Here is a 22,911-nt window from a genome sequence, read left to right as displayed (position 1 = left end):
CCTTTCTCTCGGAAAACTTCGCGAAGCCCAGTTTCCGAGAGAAAGTGTCCGGCTGCCGCCCCGGCCGGCCAGGTCAACTACACCGTGTACTGCGGCAGGTCCTGCAGGGCGATGACGTCCATGCCCATGTCGTTGGCACTGCCGTGACCCTGCTGGTCCTCGCGCACCGCCTCGATGGCGCTCACGTACGTGTTGGCGGCAGACATCGCGGTCACGCAGGTCACGCCGCGACGCACGGCCTCGGTACGTAGCAGGTAGCCATCGCCACGCGAGCCCGGACCGTACGGCGTATTGATGATCACCGCAATCTTGCCATCGGCGATGAGGTCGCCGATGTTGGGACGCTCGCCGTCGTGCGGGCCGCTAATCTTCTCCACGACCTCGCACGTCACGTTGCCGCCGCGCAGCACGCGTGCCGTACCCTCGGTAGAGCAGATGTCAAAGCCCAGATAGCGCAGGATACGGGCGACCGAAAGGATATGGCGCTTGTCGCGGTCGCACACGCTAATGAACACCTTGCCGGCGCTCGGGTCGGGCAGCTTGTAGTCGATCGCCAGCTGCGTCTTGGCGTATGCCTCGGGATAGCTCTTGGCGATACCCATGACCTCGCCCGTCGACTTCATCTCGGGCCCCAGGATAACGTCGGCTCCCGGGAAACGACCCCAGGGCATAACGGCTTCCTTCATGCAGAACCAGTCCAGCTGACGCTCGTCGCTCGGCAGGCCCAAGCTCGCGATGGAATCGCCCGCCATGATGCGCGCCGCGCACTTGGCCAGCGGCACACCGGTGGCCTTGGAGATAAACGGGACGGTACGGCTTGCGCGCGGGTTGGCCTCGATCACGTAAACGGTCTCGCCCTTGATGGCGTACTGCACGTTAACCAGGCCGCTGACTCCCAGCGCCATCGCGATGCGGCGCGTGGTCTCGCGGAGCTTCGCCTGCAGGCTCTCGCTAAAGCTGAACGGCGGAATGCAGGTCGCAGAGTCGCCGGAGTGAATACCGGCCTCCTCGATATGCTCCAGAATGCCGCCGATGTAGACCTCTTCGCCATCGCACAGGGCGTCGACATCGGACTCGATCGCACCCTCCAGGAAGCGATCGAGGTACACCGGGTAGTCGGGGCTAATGCGCGCGGCCTCGGCCATGTAATCGCGCAGATGCTCGGCATCGTAGGCGATCATCATGCCGCGGCCGCCCAGCACGTAGCTCGGACGCACCAGCAGTGGGTAGCCGATGTGCGCGGCCACGGCCTCGGCCTCCTCAAACGAGGTGGCCTGGCCCGCCGGCGGGTACATGATACCCAGCTTGTCGAGCAGAGCGGCGAAGCGCTCGCGGTCCTCGGCAAAGTCGATGGCATCGGGCTTGGTGCCCATGATGTTCACGCCGCTCTCCTCGAGCATGCGCGCCAGCTTAAGCGGGGTCTGGCCGCCGAGCGTCACCACGACGCCATCGGGGCGCTCAACGTCGATAACGTCCATGACGTCCTCGTAGGTGAGCGGCTCAAAGTACAGACGGTCGGACGTGTCATAGTCGGTCGAGACGGTCTCGGGATTGCAGTTAACCATGATGGTCTCAAAACCGCGGGCCGCCAGCGCATAGCTCGCATGCACGCAGCAGTAGTCGAACTCGATACCCTGGCCAATACGGTTGGGACCGGCACCCAGAATCATCGCCTTGGGCTTATCTGCCGGCGTGGTCTCGTCGGGGGCAACGCACTTCTTGGCGGCCGGGCTCGTACGGTAGATATTCTCGTAGGTCTTGTAATGGTATTCCGTGGCGCTCGAGAACTCGGCGGCGCAGGTATCGACCGTCTTCATGCTGGGAACCACGCCCAGACCCTTGCGGTAAGCGCGAACAAAACGCTCGTCCGAGCCAGTCAGCGCGGCAATCTCGGCATCGCTCGTGCCATACTGCTTGAGCAGGCGCATCGCGTCGGCGTCAATGTCTTCCACGCGCAGGCCGCGGATGCTTTCCTGGACCTGCACCATATCGTTGATGCGGTTGAGGTACCACGGATCGATACCGCAAATGGTGTGGATGCGCGCAACATCCCAGCCGCGGCGCAGGGCATCGACCACAAAGAAGATGCGGTGCTCGGTCGGGGTTGCCACGGCCTGGGCGAGCTTATCGTCGCTCAGCTTGTCGGCGCCCTCCTTGCCACCGGCGCAAATACCCTGGTGTCCATCCTCCAGCGAGCGCATGGCCTTGCCAAAGGCCTCCTCAAAGGTGCGACCGATCGCCATGATCTCGCCCACGGCCTTCATGCGCGTGGTGAGCGTAGGATCAGTGCCCTTGAACTTCTCGAAGGCAAAGCGCGGCACCTTGACGACGCAGTAGTCAATCGTGGGTTCAAAGCAGGCGGGTGTAGCCTTGGTGATGTCGTTGACGATCTCGTCGAGCGTGTAGCCCACGGCAAGGCGCGCGGCGGCCTTGGCGATGGGGAAACCCGTGGCCTTGGAGGCCAGCGCGGACGAACGGCTCACGCGCGGGTTCATCTCGATGACGATCAGGCGGCCGGTCTGGGGGTTCACGGCAAACTGTACGTTGGAGCCGCCGGTCTCGACGCCGATCTTCTCCAAGATGGCGAGCGAGGCGACACGCATGCGCTGATACTCAAGGTCGGAGAGCGTCTGCGCCGGCGCCACGGTGATGGAGTCGCCGGTATGCACGCCCATGGGGTCGAGGTTCTCGATGGAGCACACGATGATGCCGTTGCCGGCGTGGTCACGCATGACCTCCATCTCATACTCTTTCCAGCCCTCGATGGACTCCTCGACCAATACCTCGTGGGCAGGTGAGAGCTCCAGGCCCTGGCTCACGATGGAGACGAGCTCCTCGTGAGTATGCGCGATGCCACCACCGGCGCCGCCGAGGGTAAAGCTCGGACGCAGCACGCAGGGATATCCCACGCGCTCGGCGATGGCCTCGGCGTCGGCCACGCTGTAGGCATAGCCCGAGCGCGCGACCTCCAGGCCGATCTCGGCCATGGCCTCGTTAAAGAGCTTGCGGTCCTCGCCGCGCTCGATGGCGGCAAGGTCGCAGCCGATCATCTCGACGCCGTACTTGTCGAGCGTGCCGTCCTTTGCCAGTTCGACGGCGGCGTTCAGACCGGTCTGGCCGCCCAGCGTGGGCAGCAGCGCGTCCGGGCGCTCCTTCTTGATCACGCGCTCGATAAACTCGGCAGTGATGGGCTCGACATAGGTGCGGTCGGCCAAGCCCGGGTCGGTCATGATGGTCGCCGGGTTGGAGTTGACCAGGATGACCTCAAAGCCATCCTCCTTGAGCACCTTGCAGGCCTGGGCGCCGGAGTAGTCAAACTCACAGGCCTGGCCAATGACAATGGGGCCCGAGCCAATGACGAGGATACGCTTGATGTCAGTACGTTTCGGCATGTTAGTTCTCCTCGGTCTCGGTCGCAGCGGAACCATTGTCGGCAAAGTTCCAGCCCTGCAGGCGGTCCTTCGCGGTGTCGATGTCCAGGTAGTTCTCCTCGCCGTCCATGAGTCGCGTAAAGGCAGTAAAGAGATAGTGGGCATCGGTGGGTCCGGGCGAGGCCTCGGGGTGGTACTGCACCGAGAAGCACGGCGCGTCGAGCAGCTGGATGCCCTCGGCGGTGCCGTCGTTGAGGTTCACATGCGTCAGGCGAATGCGGCCGAAGCGCTCGTTCATCACGACTGGCGCGATGCCGCGGCGCACCCAGACGCGCAGATCCCCATCGGCCGCATGCTCGGTCTCGCCGCCCGAAAGCTCGGGGACAAGCTTGCCCAAGCTGGGGAACAGCAGACCAAAGCCATGGTTTTGCGCGGTAATCTCCACGCGACGGCTTACCAGGTTCATGACCGGCTGGTTGCCACCGCGGTGACCGAACTTAAGCTTTTCCATCTGGGCGCCGCAGGCCAGGTTGATCATCTGGTGACCAAGACAAATACCAAAGACCGGCACCTTGCCGATCAGCTGCTGCACCTGCTCGTAGGTCTCCACCACGGCGTCGGGGTCGCCGGGACCATTGGACAAAAAGACACCGTCGGGATTCATGTCGATCACCTGCTGGGCGGGCGTATCCCACGGCACGACGGTAAGGTCGCAGCCGGCGCGGACCAGACCCTCCAGAATGCCGCGCTTCACACCGCAGTCGTAGGCGACCACTTTGTGACGGGCAGGAGCGGCAGCCGAAAGCGCAAAGTCATGCGTGGCAGGCAGGTCGGCGGCCACAAACTCATGAGGTGCGGGGCAACTTACGGTCTTGACCAGGTTCTCGCCTACCAGCGTAGGCGCTGCGGCCAGACGCTCGGCAAGCTCGTCGACGTCGAAGATCTCGGTCGAGATAATGCCCATCTTGGAACCATTGTCGCGCAGATGGCGCACCAGAGCGCGGGTGTCGACACCCTCGATAGCGACGATGCCGTGAGCGCGCAGGTACTCCGGCACGCTGACGGCCGAGCGCCAGTTAGAAGGCGTGGCGCACATGTCGCGAACGATCATGCCGCACATGGCCGGAGCGCTCGCAGGGCGCACGGCGTCGCCGGGGAAGGCCGACTGGACGTCGGTCTCGTCGATACCGTAGTTGCCGATCTGCGGATAGGTCATGGTTACGATTTGGCCGGCATAACTCGGGTCGGTCATGACCTCAAAGTAGCCCTCGAGCGAGGTGTTGAAGCAGACTTCGCCGGTCGCGGTGCCCTCGGCGCCGCATGCACGTCCATAAAAAATGGTCCCATCCTCAAGATACAGGATGCAGGGACCGCAGGTGCCCTTGCTGGTTTTGGCCAGCATACGCTGGCAAAGCTCGCTGGGCGCGAAGGTGCGGGCGGCAGCGCCCGCGGTATGGTTGTTCGCCATAATTCTCCTTCCCGGTCTCACAGGACCGGCTTAAAGGTGTGTAGTTAGGCCTCGCGGTATTGTAACCGCAAGCATGCCTCATGGCGTTAATTTCATCGAAATGTTTACGAAATGATAATTATGACTTTCTATGCATAATGTTTTTTAATCCCCGTCCCAGAAAAATCATCCCGCGGGGCTTGTGGCTCACGCGGGATGATGGCGTCTTATTTTTTCTTGTCCTGCTCCAGCAGTTCGGACGGTGTGCGATCGTGCTTGCCGCCACGGAAAATCTCGCGGCCATGCAAACGATGCTCCAGATCGCGCTCGGCTTTTTCCTCGTCAATCTTGGTCTGGCTCACCACCGGGTCCTCAATCAACGACGACACCGAGTTCACCTGCTTCTGAATGCGCTCGGCGATGGTGTCATCCATACTCACGATGCGCATCTTCCAGTCGATACTCGTGGCGTTGGATGAGCTCTTGGTCCACACGAACGTCAAAATGGCGCTCTGGTGGCCGCGCGCGGGGAACATGCCAAAGAAGGAATCGTGCTGAATGTTGCTATCCTCGTCGATATAGGCGTGAACGTTATACACCACGCGGTCGATCTTATCGTTGAGCAACGCGTTGGTCGCAAGCGCCGCGGCCTGAATCTGCCCGTTGGACAGCAGCTCGAGCTCGTTGGCAGACGATGTGTCCAACACCGTCACCTCGACCGTGCCCGTGCGTTCATCGGCTTCATCGACGGTAAAGTCGAGCGGGAACTGCGTAAAGCCGTTGCCCCATTCAAGTCCACCCTTCAGCGCCGTCGAAACGGTATCGACCGAAACGCTCTCGGACAGGTTGGCGGTGTTCAGACGACGCATCACGCCGTAGCCAATCTGCATGCCCACGATCAGCACCAAAATACCGATGACCACGGCCATCGCGGTCTTCGTAATGGTATGGCTCACCTGCGAGCCCGAAGGATCGTCCTCGGACAGCGGGTCGATATGTTTTGCCTGGCTCGCGCGGTCCTCGCTGCGCAGCTGCGCTAGCGCCGCTTTGTCACCGCGCTTGGCCGCGGCCTCCTTCTCACGCATGCGCTCGGTTCGCTTTTTGGCAAGCGTGGGATCCAAGACACCGGATGCATCGATTTCGGAGAATAACTCCGTCACTTCTTCCGGAGTCAAAGGGTTCTTGTCAGCCATAAACTTCCTGTCATATCAATCAGTCGAGCTCGTGCGCACGCGCACCTTCGAACTGCATTCGATAGTAACGGGCATAGGTGCCGCCACGGGCGAGAAGCTCCTCGTGCGTGCCACGCTCCACAACGCGACCATGCTCAACAGTCGCAATCTCGTCAGCATGCTTAATGGTCGAAAGACGGTGGGCAATGATAATCGTGGTGCGGCCGCGTGCCAGCTCTTCGAGTGACTCCTGGACCGCCTCCTCGCTCTCGTTATCCAAAGCACTCGTCGCCTCGTCCAAGATCAAGATTTTGGGATTCTTGAGAAACACGCGCGCGATGGCAACGCGCTGCTTCTGTCCGCCCGAAAGACGGCTGCCGCGCTCGCCCACGACCGTGTCATAGCCCTGTGGAAGCGACTCGATAAAGGCATCGATGTTGGCGCGACGGGCCGCCTCGGCGATCTCTTCCGCCGTAGCGCCCGGCTTGCCGTAGGCGATGTTCTCGCCAATCGTACCGTCAAACAGATAGACATCCTGCTGCACCAGGCCGATGGCGCGACGCAGGCTCTGCTGCGTCACATCACGCACGTCCTGGCCGTCGATGCTAATGGATCCGGCAGCCACGTCATAAAAGCGCGGCAACAGCGAACAGGTCGTGGACTTGCCACCGCCCGAAGGACCAACCAAAGCGATGGTCTGCCCGGGCTTGATGGACAGATCCATATGGTCGATAACGGGACGCTCGTCGGCATCGCCCTCACCCAGCTCAACGTCCTCGTAGTTAAAGCACACGTCGTGATACTCCACGGCGCCGGCAGTCACCTGCAGATCCGTGGCGCCCGGCTTGTCCTGGATATCCGGCGCGGTCGAGAGCACCTCGTCCATGCGCTTAAAGCCGGCGATAGCCTTCTGATACGTTTCGGCCGAATTGACGAGCGTCTCGAGCGGCGTGCAGAACAGCGAAATATAGAGTGCGAAGGTCGCCATATCGACCGCCTGCAGCTGTCCCTGGGCGACCAGCCATCCGCCCAGCAGCACTACGATCACATAGAGCACACCCGAGAGCAGGCCATACGTCGCGGTATAGACGCCCATGGCGTGATACATGTTCTCCTTGGACGAAAGATAGCGATTGTTGGAGGCGCGGAACTTGAAGCGTTCGGTCTCCTCATTGGCAAAGCTCTTGACCACGCGCATGCCCGCCAGCGAATCCTGCAGCTGCGCATTGATGCCGCTGATCTTTTTGCGGTTGTCGCTAAAGACCTCGCGCATGCGCATGTTCTGCCAAAACATGATGACCGCAAACGCCGCCGTCACCACGGCCATGGCAAGCGCCAGCACCGGGGCGATGGTAAAGAGGATCACAAACGAGCCGATGATCTCGATGCCGCAGATGATGATCCACTCGGGCACGTGATGCGCCGCCTCGCAGATATCGAACAGGTCGTTGACCACGCGGCTCATCATGTCGCCCGAGCTGTTGCGGTCGAAGTATGCAAAGCTAAAGCGCTCATACTGGTCAAACAGGTCCTCGCGCATCTTGGACTCCATGCGCGCGCCCATCACGTGACCCCAATAGCTCACAAAGTAGCGGCAAGCGCAGCGGACGGCATACATCAGCACCAAGCCCACCGCGATCATGCCGAGCGCCTGCATAATGGCAGCCTGACCCTGAGTAAACAGCCCACCGGTCAAATTGCGCAGAATAATAGGAAACGCAAGGTCAATGGCAGCAAGCACCAGAGCGCAAACAGTATCAGCAACAAAAAGCCCCATCTGGGGCTCGTAATACGAAAGAAACCTCTTAAACATGCAGTCCTCGAAGAGAAATAAATAGCGTGATAAATCCGGTTAAGCCGGTCGGGCTGAAAACAAAGCGTCCCAACAAACATAACGCCGATGTTCTAGCAACGTCAGCGAAAACGTCCCTAAGCGAGCAAGGTGCCTTGAAAGAGGAGCGACGCGTACTTCGGTACGCGAGCGACGATTGAAAGGCAGATTGCCGCTTAGGGGCGTTTGCAGCGTCGACTCGTTACGCGGTTTGGTAAAACCGCGTAACCTAGAGCTCCGTGCCCCCAAGGCGGTGAGCGATGCTGTCGCAGGCCAAGGCGCCTACGACGGTCTTGGCGTCTTCGATCTTGCCGTCGAGCACGGCGTCAATCAGCTCGTGCAGCGGCACCAGGTCCACGTTGACAAACTCGTCATCATCGGGGTTGGGCGCATCAAACTCGAGCTTGGTAGCCAAGTAGATGTGGATGATCTCATCGCAAAAACCACAGGACGTGACAATCGACGTCAAAAAGCGAATGCGACCAGCCCTAAAGCCCGTCTCCTCATGCAGCTCGCGCTTGGCGCAATCGAGCGGGTCCTCACCTGGATCGAGCTTGCCGGCGGGAATCTCGACCGTCACGCGGTCGATGGCGGTGCGGTACTGACGCACCAGTACGATCTTGCCGCTCTCGGTCAGTGCCACAACAGCCGCCGCACCCGGATGGCGAACGATATCGCGGGCGCTGCGGCGACCGTTGGGCAGCTCAACCTCAAGACGGTGGACGTCGAGGATCTTGCCCTTCCAGGCGCACTCCTCCGAAAGAATCTTCTCGTGCAGCTCGGCATCGTGCGGGTCGTCGTCGCCCAGCACCAGCGCCGGCTCGTCAGCGACCTCGCCACCAGGCTCGCCCTCGGCGTGCCCATACATGCGGCTGTCCTCTTCGACGATCTGCGCGTCCACGAGCTCTTCGTTCTTCTCGTCCATCCGTCTCATTCCTCTCGGATTTTAGGCATCCCAGGCGTCGCGGCCGCGCAGCGCGCGCAGGCCGATATCGTGACGCAGGGTCTTGCCCTCAAAATCAATCTTCTCGCAGGCCTCGTAGGCAAGGTTGCGAGCGTTCTCGAACGTGTCGCCCAGAGCGGTCACGGCAAGCACGCGGCCACCATTGGTCACGAGCTGGCCGTCCACCACGGCAGTGCCCGCGTGGTACACGGTCACGTTCTCCATGGCCTCGGCATCGGCGATACCGGTAATGACCTTGCCTTTCTCGTAGCTGCCGGGATAACCCGCACTCGTCAGGACAACGGCCACGGCCCACTCGTCACGCCAGTCGAGTTCAATCTGGTCGAGCTCGCAGTTGGCACAAGCCAACATGACCTCGACCAGGTCGTTCTTAAGGCGCGGCAGAACGACCTGCGTCTCGGGGTCGCCAAAGCGGGCATTGAACTCCAGCACCTTGGGGCCGGCAGGCGTGAGCATAAAGCCGCCGTACAGGCAGCCGCGGTAGTCGATACCCTCGGCAGCGAGCTCGGCCACGGTCTGCTCCATGACCTTCACCATGGTGGCGTGCTCCTCATCGGTCACGATGGGCACCGGGCTGTAGACGCCCATGCCACCGGTGTTGGGGCCCTTGTCGCCCTCGAGCGCACGCTTGTGGTCCTGCGAGGTGGCCATGGGGCGCACGGTCTTGCCGTCGGTAAAGGCCAGCAGCGAGCACTCGGGACCAACGAGCATCTCCTCGATGACCACGGTATTGCCGGCATCGCCAAAGGTGCCGCCAAAGCACTCGCGCACGGCCTCCTCGGCCTGCTCAAGTTCGGTCGCCACGATAACGCCCTTGCCCGCGGCAAGGCCGTCGGCCTTCACGACCAGCGGGGCGCCCTGCTCGCGCACGTAGGCGAGAGCCGAAGCCTCGTCGGTAAACGAACCATAGGCTGCCGTCGGAATGCCCGCACGCTCCATGAGCTGCTTGGAGAACAGCTTGGAGCCCTCCATCTGGGCGCCCTCGGCACCCGGGCCAAAGCAGGGAATACCCGCCGCGCGCACGGCGTCGGCCACGCCCGCCACGAGCGGAGCCTCGGGGCCAATTACCACGAGTCCGCATCCGTGGCTCTGCGCAAACGCCGCCACGGCCGCAGGATCGCAGTCGTCGAGAACAACGTTCTCGCCGCAGCTCGCGGTGCCGCCGTTACCCGGCGCGATGTAGAGCTTGCCGGCGCGCGGTGATGCTGCGAGCTTAGCTGCCAAAGCATGCTCACGGCCGCCGCTGCCCAACAACAGGATGTCGATGGTTTGAGTGTCCGCCTTCAAGGGTGCCTCCTCTATGGATGAACGGCCCGCTCCGCGCGAGCCCTTTGCAAGCAAATATACCCCTCGGCCGCCCGTCCGGGCTGCAAAGGGGTATATCGCAATAACCAAATAGTCCCGATTACTTCCAGAATCGGTTGATGATCTGCTCGCGACCAGCGCCAACGCCAATGAACGTCACGCGGGTGTGTGCCAGATCCTCGATAAACGCCACGTAGTCCTGAGCCTCCTGCGGCAGCTCCTCAAAGCTGCGGCAGCCGGTGATATCGCACTTCCAGCCAGGAAGCTCCTCGTAGATGGGCTTGGCGTGCTCAAAGCGAACCTGATGCTCGGGCACGCTGGTATAGCGCTCACCATCGACGTCGTAGGCCACGCACACCTTGATGGTGTCGAAAGCCGAAAGCACGTCGAGCTTGGTCATGGCGATATCGGTGAGGCCGTTGACGCGCGAGGCGTAGTTGGCGATGGGGCCGTCGAACCAGCCGCAGCGACGACGGCGACCGGTGGTCACGCCGTACTCGTAGCCCTCCTCGGTCAGCGTGTGACCGGCCTCGGACTCATAGGAAAGCTCGGTGGGCATGGGGCCCGAACCGACGCGGGTGATATAGGCCTTCATGACGCCCAGTACGCGGTCGACGTTCTTCATACCGACGCCGGAGCCGGTGATGGCGCCGCCGGCGGTGCAGTTGGAAGACGTCACGTACGGATAGGTACCGTGGTCGATGTCGAGCAGCGTCGCCTGGGCGCCCTCAAACAGCAGGTCCTTGCCCTCGTCAATCATGTTGTTGAGCAGCAGACTCGTCTCGGTGATGTAGGGACGCAGGCGCTCGGCCATCGGCAGGTACTCGTCGCAAATCTGGTCCACGGTGTAGGTGGGCAGATTGTAGATGAGCTCGAGCTCGGGGTTCACGCGGGCGAGAGCGGTCTCCAGCTTGTCGCGGAACAGCGTCTCGTCCAGCATGTCCTGCATGCGCAGACCAATGCGGGCCATCTTGTCCTGATAGCACGGACCGATACCGCGCTTGGTGGTACCGATGTTCTTCTTGCCGAGCTTCTGCTCAAAGGCGCCATCCAGATCAATGTGGTACGGCATGATGACATGCGCGTTGCCGCTAATCTTGAGGTTCTTGGTGGTGATGCCGTCGGCCTCGAACATGTCGATCTCCTCAAGGACAACCTTGGGGTTGACGACGCAGCCGTTACCGATCACCGACACGTGGTCGGAATACATGATGCCGGAAGGCACCTGGTGCAGGCCGTACTTCTTGCCGTTGACGACGATGGTGTGACCGGCGTTGTTGCCGCCCGAGTAGCGCACGACGGCATCGAAGTCGCCGGCGACCAGGTCGCAAATCTTACCCTTGCCCTCATCGCCCCACTGGGCACCGACCAAAACGGTTGACGGCATGTTTACTCCTTACATTCATGGACTGTCTACGCGCCACGCCGGCACGCAGAAGCACAAAACATTCCCAGTATACCCGTGCAACGGGTGCCTGTCCTACTCCTCGGCATGTGCCCCATCAAGCTCATAGAACTTGGTGGATGCCGGCAGGAACATCAGGTCGACGTCGCCGATCGGGCCCGAACGGTTCTTGGCCACGACGATACGCGTAACGCCCTCGTCGGGTCGATCGTCGCGTGAGGCTTCGGCCTCGTCGGCGGAGCGGTCCAAGAACATAACGATATCGGCGTCCTGCTCGATAGAGCCCGATTCACGAAGGTCGGAAAGCTGCGGGCGCTTGCCGGTACGGGATTCGACCTGACGCGAGAGCTGCGACAGCGCGATGAGCGGGATCTTGAGCTCCTTGGCCATGATCTTCAGACCACGCGACATCTCCGAAACCTCGACGGTACGGCTCTCGGAGCGGCGTCCCGGCGGAGGACTCACCAGCTGCAGGTAGTCCAGGATGATGATTGCCTTCTCCTTGTTATGGAGCATACGGCGGCTCTTGGCGCGAATCTCGGTCACTGTGGTGCCGGGCGTATCGTCAATCAGAATATCCAGCTTGGACAAGGTCTGCGTGGCCTCGTTGATATTGGCCCACTGCTCGGGGCTAATGCGACCCATGCGGAAGTCACTGATTGAGATCATGGCATAGGCGCAAATCAGACGCTGGGCAATTTCCTTACCCGACATCTCCAGCGAGAAGAAGCCGACGGTATAACCAGCAGCGGCAGCGTTAAGTGCCAGGTTCAGGGCGAACGACGTCTTACCCACAGCAGGGCGGGCGCCGATGATGATGAGCTGACCCTCGCGAAAACCCATGAGCATGCGGTCGAGTGACGGGAAGCCGGTGGGCACGCCCGCAGCCTGACCACCGGCCTGGCACACTTCCTCGGCCTCGTTATAGGCCTCGACCATAAACTCGGTCAGTGTCTTGTAGCTCGACTTGACCTCGCGTGCCGTAACCTTGAGCAGTTTGCTCTCGGCCAGCTCCACGACCTCTTTGGTGTCGGTGGGGGCGTTATAGGCCAGCGCGTTAATCTCGTTGGTGGCGCCGATCAGCTCGCGCAGCATCGAGTCGCGACGGACGATGGCGGCATGGTGCTGCCAGTTCACGAGCGACAGGGTCTGACCCATCAACTCCAAAATGTACGCTTCGCCACCCACGGCATCGAGCTTGTTGATGCTTCGCAGGTAATCAATCAGCGAGATGGAGTCGATGGGAATGCGGCTGTTGTACATATCGACCATCGCGGTATAGATGGTCTTATGAATGGGCCGGTAGAAGTCATCGGGCTGCAGCTCGACCTGGGCCTCTTCGACCACCTCGGGCGATAGCAGCATAGCGGCCAGTACATTGGCCTCTGCATCTTGGTTTTGGGGAAGACCCAACTTTGAGCCGCGGTCCTCAACCGTCAGCCCGGTCTCCCTATCGTCATATGCCATGAGCATCCTCATTCATATCGCTTGCGAGCATCCATAGTATCAGCCACGGTCCCAAAACGCGCCGCGCGCCGCCAATCATCACCGAACCAAACGGATGAACGGTCCTGCATATAGGACGTCGACGCAACGTTCACCATGACACCCACTCAGCGCAAAAAACAAAAGGGCGCCCCGGTTTCCCAGAGCGCCCTTCTTAGAACAAGATTGTTGCGTTGCAGCAAATGCTACTCGGCAGCAGCCTCAGTCTCGACCTCGGCGGTCTCGGCCTCGGCGACCTCAGCGGCCTCCTCGACCTCAGCCTCGGCAGCGAGCTCCTCGGCGGTAACGCCGACGAGAACGACAACCTCGGCCTTGATCTCGCGGTACAGCGAGATGGCAACGGTGTGGGCACCGGCAACCTTGATGGGCTTACCGAGCTCGACGCGCTTGCGGTCGATGTCCATACCGAGCTGAGCCTTGATAGCATCAGCGATCATAGCGGCGGTAACGGAGCCAAAGAGGATGCCCTCGTCGCCGACCTTGACGTCAACGGTGACCGTCTTGCCCTCGAAGGCAGCCTTGGTCTCGTTGGCGGTAGCCAGACGGACGGCCTCGCGCTTGGCGATGTTGTTGCGACGCTCGTCAAGCTGCTTGAGGTTGCCCTTGGTGGCGGCAACAGCGAGCTTCTTGGGGAACAGGAAGTTCTCAGCGTAACCCTGAGCGACCTCTACGACGTCACCCTCGCCGCCCTTGCCCTTGATCTCATCGAGAAGAATAACCTTCATGATGCGTCTCCCTTCTTAGCCGCGGTCGCGGTTGCCACGAGAGGAAACCACGGGGACGGTGTACGGCAGGAGAGCCATCTCGCGGGCGCGCTTGATGGCGTTGGCGATGTCATGCTGATGCTGCGTGCAAGCGCCAGTGACGCGACGGGGCTTGATCTTGCCACGGTCGGTCATGTACTTACGGAGAAGCTGAGTGTCCTTATAGTCAATGAACTCAGTGTTCTCCTTGCAGAACTGGCAGTACTTACGACGCGGCTGACGTGCAGAAAAATCATTAGCCATGTCAAAATACCTTTCATTTGGCAACTTCGGCGAACCGAAGCCGCCTCTCACTCAAAAATAGGTGAACAACCCCTAGAACGGGATGTCCTCATCGTAGACGTCGACCGCAGGCGGCGTAGCCACCGGCGCGGCGGGACGTGCTGCGGGCGCGGGAGCTGCGGGGGCGTAACCGCCCTGATCGTAGCCACCCTGGCCACCACGGGAGCTCATAAACTCGATCTCATCGACGATGACCTCAAGCTTGCTCCGGCGCTGGCCGTCGCGCTCCCAAGAGCTGTAGCGCAGCTTGCCCTCGATCGCGACCTTGTTTCCCTTTGCCAGGAAACGGCTCACGGCCTCGGCGCGGGTGCCGAACATGGTGCAGTCGACAAAGTTGGGATAGTCCTCCCACTCGCCAGTCTGCGGGTTGCGGCGACGATCGTTCACGGCGACGCCAAAGGACAGAACCTGGGTTCCGCCGGCGGTGGCGCGCAGCTCGGGATCGCGGGTGAGGTTACCGGTGATGTTCACTCGATTGATGCTCATAACTCACTACTTCCTCTTGGGGCACAAGCCCAGTCCAAAACGACAGTCTTACTCCTGGTCGTCGCGACGGACGATCATGTGGCGGACCACAGCGTCGGTGATGCGCAGGACGCGATCAAGCTCGGCGATCTGGGTAGGATCTGCGTGGAAGTTGATGAGGGTGTAGTCACCATCGGTGAGGTCGTTGATCTCGTAGGCGAGCTTGCGCTTGCCCCACTCGTCAACGGAGTCGACCTTGCCAGCGCCCTCAGCGATCGTGGTATCGATACGCTTCATAACAGCGAGACGAGTCTCGGGGTCGAGCGACGGGTCAACAAAGAACAGCAGTTCATAAGCCTTCATATTGTCACCTCCTCTGGGCAAATGTGGCTTCAGGTCGTGAAGGTGCGCCTGAAGCAGGAAAAGACTTGGTAATAATATCTTTCAACCTCCTAGGCTGCAAGAATATGCAGCTACAACCTCATGACCTCCACATATGTCCATGCTCGCACCACGTTTCATGCGCATTCCAACCAAATGCCGACCAAGAGCTTGACGGATTTGTGGACAAGATACGGTGCTGCTGGGACAAGCAAAGCCAATCCGCAGGTCAACGGGCACAAGGTTGTGGTCGCAAAATGCATACCAGTGGTCCACAGCACCACCCAAAGATTTTTAAATTCATTGCCAAGTCGCTTATGAATACCCCTTTTGAACAATTGAGTTGATCAACCACGCTGGTCGGAAGCCGTTTTTTGGCACCTCAAACCCCACTGCAACGCCAAGCGCGGCCAAGCGTTTTAAAAAATGCCAACTTTTCTGTTTGCACTTTGCGATTCCTCGTGTATACTGACTTTCGCATTTAACGGAGAGTTGTCCGAGTGGCCGAAGGAGCACGATTGGAAATCGTGTAGGCGTCAAAAGCGTCTCCAGGGTTCAAATCCCTGACTCTCCGCCAGTTAATTCCAAAGCAGGCCTTCGAGCCTGCTTTGTTTTTACCCCACGCGGAGGGGTGGCAGAGTGGTTGAATGCGGCGGTCTCGAAAACCGTTTGGCCTGTATAAGGTCACGAGGGTTCGAATCCCTCCTCCTCCGCCATTAGATGGTATGAGCCCCAGCAATGGGGCTTTTTTGTTATCGAAATACGTCTCGATCCCACGCTTCCCCAAACATGTGCGTCACCCTCCAAAACCGACATTTTTCGACATCTTTGAAGGCTGACGTACACGTTTGGATTGAGTTCACGGGAGTGGCACTATTCGGAAGGTGCCTCTTCGTCTCGCATGCCCTTCCAGTTGCGGATAAGCGCCTTGCGTAGTTCGTTTTGCTCTCGCTGGTACCCGGTGTCGGTACAGCGAGGCATGCCGAGTGCTTCGCGAATGTTGTTCATGGCGCGGTGAAAGGCGAGCTGGCTGCCGAACTGAGCCGAAGTGAGCGTAACGATTCGATATCCCATTTGGGAGAGAACGGCCTCTCGTTCCGCATCTGCCCCCTTGCGCTCGAACTCATCGTGAAAACCGCCCTTATATTCGATACCGAGCTCCCTGCGCTTATAGGTAATGAGGGCATCGATTTTGAGTGTTCGGGCTTTTGTGCAATGCCAGAGACGTTGAGGGATCTCGAGCGGTTTGTTGAGTTCGATACCTCGGATACCAACGCCGCCTTCGCTTGTTGGGAGCGAGAGGGCGATTGCCGAAGCGGTCTCCATAGGCGAGGCCGAGTGATCGTAGATGTGCCTGAGCGCGAGCCGTGCACGTGTGGCACCGGGTTTGCCGGGGTGCCGATCGAGCAGTTTGGTTATTTCATCCTTGGAGGTAGTGGCTGGTTGCCCGGTATAAGGGTCGGCGGGATTGAGCCTCATGCGATAATCGCCGCAAACTTCATAGCCATATTCGAGATATTCGATCCTATCCATCCACTCGGCAGCGAGCACAAAGGTGAAGGCTTCGTCGGTGATGAAGATTCCGGGCGTCAACTCGTTAATATGCTCGTAGGGAAGATTTTGTCCAAGAATGTGACAAACGACGCCTTTGGTACGAATTCGCTCGAATTCGAATACAACCGCGATATCGATAGTCTTAAGCATATCGGACGGAATGCCGCAGTCGGTAAGAGCCTGTCGTATGCGTGCAACACGTTGCTGGGTGGAGATGCCTTGTGCGCCTATCTGGTAGTCGTGCCGCGCAAGAGACTGAACCAAATTCTGGGGTGCATGATGGACAAGCCATGCGGTTTTATGCGAAATGAGAACAGGGGTATCCATTGAGGGCCTCTCGCTCTGAGCCGGTATCCAACTCTTATGTCCGTTGAAGTGGGGAAATATACCGGATGTGAGTAAATCAACTCACTCATGCTGTGAGCTCAATCCAAACATGTACGTCCGCCTCCAAAGATGTCGAAAAATGCCGTTTTTGGAGGGTGACGTACATGTTTTGGATCCCTGGCATTCCAGCAATGCCATGTCAGCATCCAGCCCCGACCGTTTACCGAGCAATAGGGTCACCACGCCCGCCAACCATGTACTATGTACGGGCATTGTCTAAACCCGCAACCAAAAGGACCCCATCTTGCCCGTCGTCGCCGCTATGACCATTACCTCGCATGCATCGGATGCCATGGTCGCTATTCCGTTTTGGCTCGAGATGTTCGCTGTTGTCGCTGCATCGATCTCGGGTGTGCTGGTTGCGCGCGAGCACAAGCTCGACCTGGTGGGCGCGGTCGCGCTCGCGGTGGTCTGCGGTCTGGGCGGCGGTCTTTTGCGCGACATGACGCTGCAGGTGGGCAACGTCTACATCCTCAACCAGCCGATGGCGCTGCCGCTTTCCATTGCCACGGCAGCCATCATCTATATTTTCCCGGCAATCGTCGACAAACCCGAAAAACTCATTCCCCTGCTCGACATCATCTCGGTCGGCATCTACTCCGCCACTGGAGCAGACAAGGCGCTAGTCTACGGCTTTGCGCCGGCGGTGTGCATCATGATGGGCTTTTTCACCGCGGTGGGCGGCGGCATGTTGCGCGACGGCTTTATGGGCGTGGTTCCGGGCATTTTCCAACGTACTAACTTTTATGCCATCGCCGCCATCGCCGGATCGACAAGCTATGTGTGTCTCGTTATGAGCGGTATCATGAGCAATGTCGCCGCGCTGGTCGTATGCGTTGTCGTGACCATGGGTCTGCGCTGGCTCTCGCTGCGCTTTGACATCAAAAGCCCCACCGAAGAAGATATCGCGCGCTTCTTGCACCGTAAAAAGTAGACAGCACGGCACGACCCTTCGAAATGCAACCGAGAGGTTCTTTTAGAGCGCTCGCACGTTGGGTACCCTGTTAGATATATGCCGAACACCTAACAAAAGGATCAACCATGGCTTTCAATCAAACCGCGACGGCGCCGTCACACAAGATGCGTCGCTGCCTGCTTATGGCATTCGCGCTCATCGCGCTCGCGCTCACCGCTCTTCCCACGGCGTCGTTCGCCGGCACGGACACCGCAGGCAATGTCCTTGCGACCGACAATGACGCCAATCCGTCTGGCGTCGAGGGTGACCTGTACTGGGCCGGACAGGCCCTCAACTTGGATGATGCGTCCATCGGCCGCGACATAATTGCAGCAGGCGAGAGCCTCTCCATCCGCGACTGCACGGTGGGCGGCGCCGTCCGCTTGGCGGCACGCACTATCGATATCGCCAAGACCACGGTTGATGGCAGCGTCACGGTCGTCGGTCAGCACGTTGTGCTCAACACCGACAGCTCTGCCAACTGTTTTTACGCGATAGGCGAGACGGTTGCCCTGCGCGGCTCTACCAAGTCGGCAGCGCTTGCGGGCGATACGGTGACCATCGATGGCACCGTCGAGGGCGATGTCGAGGTTTGGGCCGATAAGCTCATCCTGGGCAAGAACGCCCACATCACCGGCACCGTGAACGCGCACGTCTCCGAGGACCCCGAACGCGCCGCGGGAGCCGAGGTCGGCGCGCTCAAGATCGACCGCACCGAGAACGAGGACACCTCCACCGTTAACGATGTCATCGGCGGCATCGTCGCCGCGGCACTCTCGACCTGCTTTGTCGCTCTGCTGCTCGAGCTCGTCTTTCCGCGTGCGACCGCCAGTGCCGCCGGCATGCTCCACCAGCGCCCCACGCCACTGTGGGTGAGCGGTCTTCTGGGTACGATTGCTGTCGTCCCCACCGTCCTGCTGCTGATTATCTCTATCGCTGGCCTGTCGCTTGCCGGAGCCCTCTTGTGCGGCGTCATCGGCATCGCGTTGGTGTCGAGTGCCTTTGCAGGGTGCGCGATCGCGCGCATGGTCGGACACAGCCAGAACCGCTACGCCATGGCGGCCGCCGGCGGCGTGATCGCAGGTGCACTTACGGCAATCCCCCTCGTAGGCGATTTCATCAGCGGCGTGGCCTTTGTCTTCACGCTCGGCTATGTTATCCAGATCATCTGGCGCAACGCTCACCTCAAGTCGCAACAGCCGGCTAATACGCCGGAACTCCCCACCGCCTAGCCGCCAACCACCACAAAGGGGACAGGCACCTTTGTGGTGGTGCAAGCGAACCTGTCCCCCTTGCACCAAAAAGGGCGCCGACCATCGCGGTCGACGCCCTTTCTTATTGGCGGTTATAAGCCCCAGCGCTTATTTGTTGACCTGGCCGGCGCGGACGGCAGCCTTCTTGCGGTCGGTGGCGTTGAGCAGACGCTTGCGCAGGCGAATGTTCTTGGGGGTGATCTCGACCAGCTCGTCGTCGGCGATGTACTCCAGCGCCTCCTCCAGCGAGAAGGTGCGAGGCGGCACCAGCTGGACGGAGATATCGGAGGTCGAGGAACGCTGGTTGCCCAGGTTCTTGGTGCGGGCGATGTTGACGACCATGTCGCCAGCCTTGCTGCGCTCGCCCACGATCATGCCCTCGTAGCACTCGGTGCCCGGCTCAACAAACAGCTGGCCGCGCTCCTGCAGCGTACCCAGAGCGTAGGCAACGGCCTTCTCGGTGGTCATGGAGATCATGGCGCCGTTCTGACGGTTGCCGATCTCGCCGGCGTAGGGGCCATACTCCAAGAAGGTGTGGTAGAACACGCCCTCGCCGTGGGTGACGTTCATGATGCGGTTCTTAAGGCCCATGATGCCGCGGGTCGGGATCTTAAACTCGAGGTGCGTCACGATGCCCGAGGTATCCATGCTCGTCATGATGCCGCCGGAGGTACCGAAGACCTCAACGACCTTGCCCGAGTACTCGTCCGGGCACTCGACGACGGCCTGCTCGACGGGCTCCATCTTGTTGCCGTTCTCGTCCTTCTTAAACAGAACGCGGGGACGGCCAACCTGGAACTCAAAGCCCTCGCGACGCATGGACTCCATCAGAACGGACAGGTGCAGGATGCCGCGACCCGAGACCTCGACGCCGCTCTTGTCCTCGAGCTCCTCGATCTTCATGGTCACGTTGTTCTCGGCCTCGTTGAACAGGCGCTCCTTGAGCTGACGGGCGCCCACGATGTCGCCGTCGCGACCGACGAGCGGGGAGGTCGAAGCCTCAAAGACGATGGACAGAGTCGGCGGGTCGATCTCGATGGGCTCGAGCTCGACGGGGTTCTCGGGATCGGTGTAGACATCGCCGATATCGGTGCGGTCGATGCCCACGACGGCGGCGATGTCGCCGGCGCCGACTTCCTGGCATTCGGTGCGGCCCAGGTAGTCGAAGGTAAAGAGCTGCTTGACGGTAGCGGTGGCGCTGGAGCCGTCGTTCTTGACGACCAGGATCTGATCGCCCTGATGGATGGTGCCGGAGTACACGCGACCGATGCCGATACGGCCAACGAAGTTGGAGTGGTCGATGGTCACGCACTGCATGGCCAGCGGGGCGTTCTCGTCAACCTCGGGCGCGGGCATGTCGTCGATGATCATGTCGAGCAGCGGATACATGTCCATGTTGCCGTCGTTGGGGTCAAGGCGGGCAAAGCCATTCATGGCGCTGGCGTAGACCACGTGCTCCATGGCAAACTCGAGCTGGTCGTCGGTGGCACCCAAGTCGGCCATGAGGTCCAGGCAGTCGTTGTAGGCCTTCTCGGGGTTGGCGCCCGGACGATCGATCTTGTTGATAACGATCATGATCTTAAGGCCGGTGTCGATAGCGTGACGCAGCACGAAGCGGGTCTGGGGCATGGGGCCCTCAAAAGCGTCGACCAGCAGCAGGGCGCCGTCGGCCATACGCAGCACGCGCTCGACCTCACCGCCAAAGTCGGCGTGGCCCGGGGTGTCGATGACGTTGATCTTGACGTCCTTGTACTCGATAGAGATGTTCTTGGCGAGAATCGTAATGCCGCGCTCGCGCTCCTGGTCGTTAGAGTCCAGGACGCGGTCCTCGACCTGCTGGTTGGCACGGAAGGCGTCCGTGGCACGCAGGAGCTTGTCGACCATCGTCGTCTTGCCGTGGTCGACGTGGGCGATGATGGCGATGTTCCTCAGATTGTCTACGCGCATGTAGTTCCCCTATCTTCTATCCATATACAAACGGCACGCGTATGCGGCCCGCCCAGCGATACAACGCTCAGCGGGAATATTGAGCCTTTTACCGAAAACTCGTTTATTTTAGCGATTTTAGATAAGAGGGGTTTCCTCACCTGCAGGTTCAGGGTCGCTCCACATAAAACCATCGCCGGCACCCATGCCCTCATACAGCACGTATGCCGAAAAACCGCTCTCGAGCGTGGTTTCGAAGAAGCTCACGAGCAGGGCGTCGTGATAGCCGCCGTCAATTTCGACACAACCGGTGTAGCCGATGGCATAGCGGGCGATGCGGCCCAGGCCCTCGTCCTTAAGACCCATCTTGTGCTCGGAGATAAAGTTGGTGGCCGCCTCGAGGCATGCCTCTTCGCCGTCCTCGTCGAGCGCCGCCAGATATCGGTTGGAAGCAGCGTCCTCGATCGCCACAACTACGCCCGGGTTCTCGCCGGCGGCAAGGTCGTCCAAGAACGCACCAATCAGGTCACACACCATGGCGTCGAGCTCGGCGGAGACGTTACCGGCGTCCTGCATATCCTGTGCCATCTTTAGACCTTCCCATCGAGTCTGGCGTCGTTACAGTTCTTGTGCCTCGGCAGCGATCTTGGCGGCAGCGTCGCGGGCGCGCATCATATCCATCGCGCGCTTGTCGAGTACCTTGATCTGGTTGGTCAGCATTACTGCATCGACCACACCCCAGATTACCAAGCCTGTTGAAATCGAAAACCCAAGCGCACCAACTGTACCACGAAGGCGCGAGCAGATTGCCGCGACAAGGGCGGAGACGACAACCATCTTGATAAACGAGCCGCGGCGCTCGCGAAGCGTGCGGGCCTGCGTCACATAGGCAATGCGTGCCGCCTCGGATGCCTCCGAGCGCATCTGGGCCTCGCGGGCGATCGCAGCCGCCTCAGCCGATACGCGGGTACCCATCAGCGACCTCTCCGCTCGCGTGCCAGACATTTAGAAATCATCGGGGGAGAGCGTATGGACGAACTCGTCGAACTTCTCGAACTCCTGCTCGTCGTCGACATCCTCGGCGTGGGTGGAAACAGTGCCCAGGCGATTCATGATGTCGTCCTCCACAAACATGGGGGCATTGCTGCGCACGGCCAGGGCAATGGCGTCACTGGGGCGGGCGTCGATCTTGCGCTCCTCGCCATCGGCCAGTACGACGATCGTCGCGTAGAACACCGGCGGCTCGGCGCGAACGATCTCGATGCGCTCGAGCTTGGCGCCCAGGGCGTCAACGGTATCGAGCAGCAGGTCATGGGTAATCGGGCGCTCGGCGCGGCCGCTATCGATGCCGCGGCTGATGGCAGCAGCTTCAAACGAACCAGTCTGAATGGAAAGGGAACGCAGCGGCGCGGGCGAGTCCGATTTGCTGCTGCGCTCACGAAGTACGATAAGCGATGGCACGGGACCGGCGGCCATGACGATGGTCTCTATGTCGACACGAACCATGGAACACCTCCGGTACGTAGCGGTTAACACGCGGCAGCCCGCCGCATTGAATAGCTATACTACCCAATCTTTCGCCCAGCACACAAAACCAAAATGAGATTTATCGCAGACAAGAAAAAAGCCCCGAGGCAACGCCCCGGGGCTCTTCACAGTTTTGATGGTGGACCTGACAAGATTCGAACTTGTGACCTCCCGGTTATCAGCCGGACGCTCTAACCAACTGAGCTACAGGTCCATCATGGTGGAGGTTAGGGGGATCGAACCCCTGACCTCAGGCTTGCAAAGCCCGCGCTCTCCCAGCTGAGCTAAACCCCCACGGAGACAGTAATAAACACCCCAGCGGCGACTCGGCTCTCGCTGGGGTGTTTATTGCGAAAGAAAGTGGTGGACCTGACAAGATTCGAACTTGTGACCTCCCGGTTATCAGCCGGACGCTC

Annotated in this window: 19 protein-coding genes and 4 tRNA genes; 4 read left to right on the top strand and 19 right to left on the bottom strand. The window is 60.3% G+C overall.

The window, feature by feature from the left end:
• Positions 1-77: 77 nt before the first annotated feature.
• The 12 genes from carB to rpsF all read right to left on the bottom strand — a co-directional run bounded on the left by carB (position 78) and on the right by rpsF (position 14,875).
• Positions 78-3,392 (bottom strand): carbamoyl-phosphate synthase large subunit, encoded by a 3,315-nt coding sequence (gene carB, locus LK493_RS07415; RefSeq protein ID WP_227790607.1) that lies wholly within the window; start codon positions 3,390-3,392, stop codon positions 78-80.
• A gap of 1 nt (position 3,393) precedes the next feature.
• Positions 3,394-4,839 (bottom strand): glutamine-hydrolyzing carbamoyl-phosphate synthase small subunit, encoded by a 1,446-nt coding sequence (gene carA / locus LK493_RS07410; protein WP_227790606.1) that lies wholly within the window; start codon positions 4,837-4,839, stop codon positions 3,394-3,396.
• A gap of 206 nt (positions 4,840-5,045) precedes the next feature.
• Positions 5,046-6,011: a hypothetical protein gene (locus LK493_RS07405; RefSeq protein WP_227790605.1), complete on the bottom strand. Its 966-nt coding sequence runs from the start codon at positions 6,009-6,011 to the stop codon at positions 5,046-5,048.
• Positions 6,012-6,030: 19 nt separating this feature from the next.
• Complete coding sequence (locus LK493_RS07400) at positions 6,031-7,803, bottom strand: ABC transporter ATP-binding protein (RefSeq protein ID WP_227790604.1); 1,773 nt, start codon at positions 7,801-7,803, stop codon at positions 6,031-6,033.
• 247 nt (positions 7,804-8,050) lie between these two features.
• Positions 8,051-8,746, bottom strand: coding sequence for an NUDIX domain-containing protein (locus LK493_RS07395; RefSeq protein WP_227790603.1), 696 nt, complete (start codon positions 8,744-8,746; stop codon positions 8,051-8,053).
• Between the two features lie 21 nt (positions 8,747-8,767).
• On the bottom strand, positions 8,768-10,072 hold the full coding sequence (purD, locus tag LK493_RS07390) for a phosphoribosylamine--glycine ligase (RefSeq protein ID WP_161160905.1): 1,305 nt from the start codon (positions 10,070-10,072) through the stop codon (positions 8,768-8,770).
• 118 nt (positions 10,073-10,190) lie between these two features.
• Entirely contained in the window at positions 10,191-11,477 is a 1,287-nt protein-coding gene (locus LK493_RS07385) for an adenylosuccinate synthase (protein ID WP_161115595.1), read from the bottom strand.
• 93 nt (positions 11,478-11,570) lie between these two features.
• The gene (dnaB, locus tag LK493_RS07380) at positions 11,571-12,968 is read right to left on the bottom strand and encodes a replicative DNA helicase (protein WP_006235827.1); all 1,398 of its coding nucleotides are present in this window, start codon (positions 12,966-12,968) and stop codon (positions 11,571-11,573) included.
• Positions 12,969-13,186: 218 nt separating this feature from the next.
• A complete protein-coding gene (rplI, locus tag LK493_RS07375) occupies positions 13,187-13,726 on the bottom strand; it encodes a 50S ribosomal protein L9 (protein WP_022094073.1) in 540 nt (179 codons plus the stop codon).
• Between the two features lie 15 nt (positions 13,727-13,741).
• Complete coding sequence (gene rpsR, locus LK493_RS07370; RefSeq protein WP_006235829.1) at positions 13,742-14,008, bottom strand: 30S ribosomal protein S18; 267 nt, start codon at positions 14,006-14,008, stop codon at positions 13,742-13,744.
• Between the two features lie 72 nt (positions 14,009-14,080).
• Complete coding sequence (locus LK493_RS07365; RefSeq protein WP_055310294.1) at positions 14,081-14,533, bottom strand: single-stranded DNA-binding protein; 453 nt, start codon at positions 14,531-14,533, stop codon at positions 14,081-14,083.
• 48 nt (positions 14,534-14,581) lie between these two features.
• On the bottom strand, positions 14,582-14,875 hold the full coding sequence (gene rpsF / locus LK493_RS07360; protein ID WP_006235831.1) for a 30S ribosomal protein S6: 294 nt from the start codon (positions 14,873-14,875) through the stop codon (positions 14,582-14,584).
• A gap of 504 nt (positions 14,876-15,379) precedes the next feature.
• Here rpsF and LK493_RS07355 point away from each other — a divergent pair.
• Together LK493_RS07355 and LK493_RS07350 are read left to right on the top strand one after the other, a co-directional pair.
• Positions 15,380-15,470: transfer RNA gene (locus LK493_RS07355), tRNA-Ser, on the top strand.
• A gap of 48 nt (positions 15,471-15,518) precedes the next feature.
• Positions 15,519-15,609: transfer RNA gene (locus LK493_RS07350), tRNA-Ser, on the top strand.
• A gap of 157 nt (positions 15,610-15,766) precedes the next feature.
• Here the strand turns inward: LK493_RS07350 and LK493_RS07345 are convergent.
• Positions 15,767-16,774: an endonuclease domain-containing protein gene (locus LK493_RS07345; protein WP_215693837.1), complete on the bottom strand. Its 1,008-nt coding sequence runs from the start codon at positions 16,772-16,774 to the stop codon at positions 15,767-15,769.
• Between the two features lie 304 nt (positions 16,775-17,078).
• Here LK493_RS07345 and LK493_RS07340 point away from each other — a divergent pair, with 304 nt between their 5' ends.
• Both LK493_RS07340 and LK493_RS07335 read left to right on the top strand, forming a co-directional pair.
• On the top strand, positions 17,079-17,768 hold the full coding sequence (locus LK493_RS07340; RefSeq protein WP_227790602.1) for a trimeric intracellular cation channel family protein: 690 nt from the start codon (positions 17,079-17,081) through the stop codon (positions 17,766-17,768).
• 107 nt (positions 17,769-17,875) lie between these two features.
• Positions 17,876-19,021: a bactofilin family protein gene (locus LK493_RS07335; RefSeq protein ID WP_227790601.1), complete on the top strand. Its 1,146-nt coding sequence runs from the start codon at positions 17,876-17,878 to the stop codon at positions 19,019-19,021.
• A gap of 129 nt (positions 19,022-19,150) precedes the next feature.
• Here the strand turns inward: LK493_RS07335 and typA are convergent, their stop codons facing one another.
• From typA to LK493_RS07305, 6 genes are all read right to left on the bottom strand, one after another.
• A complete protein-coding gene (typA, locus tag LK493_RS07330) occupies positions 19,151-20,989 on the bottom strand; it encodes a translational GTPase TypA (RefSeq protein ID WP_006235837.1) in 1,839 nt (612 codons plus the stop codon).
• Positions 20,990-21,106: 117 nt separating this feature from the next.
• Entirely contained in the window at positions 21,107-21,556 is a 450-nt protein-coding gene (locus tag LK493_RS07325; RefSeq protein WP_089572580.1) for a hypothetical protein, read from the bottom strand.
• 30 nt (positions 21,557-21,586) lie between these two features.
• On the bottom strand, positions 21,587-21,943 hold the full coding sequence (locus LK493_RS07320; RefSeq protein WP_055251342.1) for a hypothetical protein: 357 nt from the start codon (positions 21,941-21,943) through the stop codon (positions 21,587-21,589).
• A gap of 30 nt (positions 21,944-21,973) precedes the next feature.
• The gene (locus tag LK493_RS07315; RefSeq protein ID WP_117756926.1) at positions 21,974-22,474 is read right to left on the bottom strand and encodes a bifunctional nuclease family protein; all 501 of its coding nucleotides are present in this window, start codon (positions 22,472-22,474) and stop codon (positions 21,974-21,976) included.
• 158 nt (positions 22,475-22,632) lie between these two features.
• Positions 22,633-22,709: transfer RNA gene (locus LK493_RS07310), tRNA-Ile, on the bottom strand.
• A gap of 4 nt (positions 22,710-22,713) precedes the next feature.
• Positions 22,714-22,789, bottom strand: a tRNA-Ala gene (locus LK493_RS07305).
• Positions 22,790-22,911: the final 122 nt, after the last annotated feature.

Origin of the sequence: Collinsella aerofaciens, assembly GCF_020709435.1 — a bacterium.
Classification (GTDB): Bacteria; Actinomycetota; Coriobacteriia; order Coriobacteriales; family Coriobacteriaceae; genus Collinsella; species Collinsella aerofaciens_AU.
The sequence above is the reverse complement of the archived record's forward strand: the minus strand, read 5'-3'. Positions and strand labels throughout refer to the sequence as shown.